Here is a 925-nt window from a genome sequence, read left to right as displayed (position 1 = left end):
AACGCCGGAAAGACTAACGAAATGGGCTCATAGCTCAGGTGGTTAGAGCGCACGCCTGATAAGCGTGAGGTCGGTGGTTCGAGTCCACTTGAGCCCACCAGTCAGAGAGATCTGACAAGAAGGTATCTTGAAAACTGAATAACAAGAAAACGAAAGTATGCGAAAAGTAAAGTGTAAAATATTATGCGCGACTATAGAAATATAGTCAGGGTAATAAACTACAATGAAACTTTAAACGTAGAACTTAGAATTGAACAACATTATGATTCGAAGAGAACATAAGAGGTCAAGCTAAGAAGGGCGCAGGGCGAATGCCTTGGCATCAGGAGCCGAAGAAGGACGTGACAAGCTGCGAAAAGCTCCGGGGAGTCGCAAGTAGACATTGATCCGGAGATGTCCGAATGGAGCAATCCGCGTGGGAAAGCTCACGCATCGTATTCTGAATCCATAGGGATACGAGGGGAACCGCCTGAACTGAAACATCTAAGTAGGGCGAGGAAAAGAAATCAACCGAGATACCGCTAGTAGTGGCGAGCGAACGCGGCTCAGGCCAAACCGCTGGTAGAAATACCGGCGGGGTTGCGGACTGCATTTAGCATTGTCAAGTTTTAGTCGAAGTGCATGGGAAGGCACACCAGAGAATGTGAGAGTCATGTAGACGAAAAGACAAGACAGCGAGCAGGATCCAGAGTACCGCGGGACACGAGGAATCCCGTGGGAAGCAGGGGGGACCACCCTCCAAGCCTAAACACTACCTGATGACCGATAGCGAAGAGTACTGTGAAGGAAAGGTGAAAAGAACCCCGGGAGGGGAGTGAAAAAGAACCTGAAACCCTGTGCCTACAAGCACATAGAGCACGTCAAGGTGTGATATGGTACCTATTGTAGAATGGTCCGGCGAGTTATGTTATGGAGCGAGGTTAAG

Annotated in this window: 1 tRNA gene and 1 rRNA gene; both read left to right on the top strand. The window is 48.9% G+C overall.

The window, feature by feature from the left end:
* Nucleotides 1-23: 23 nt before the first annotated feature.
* Nucleotides 24-100 (top strand) — tRNA-Ile (locus H6A12_RS13000).
* Between the two features lie 184 nt (nt 101-284).
* Nucleotides 285-925 (top strand): 23S ribosomal RNA (locus tag H6A12_RS12995); the annotation flags it as partial.

It is taken from the genome of Merdimmobilis hominis, from assembly GCF_016901855.1.
Classification (GTDB): domain Bacteria; phylum Bacillota; class Clostridia; order Oscillospirales; family Ruminococcaceae; genus Paludihabitans.
Note: the sequence above shows the minus strand (reverse complement) of the source record. Positions and strands in the feature narration are given on the sequence as shown.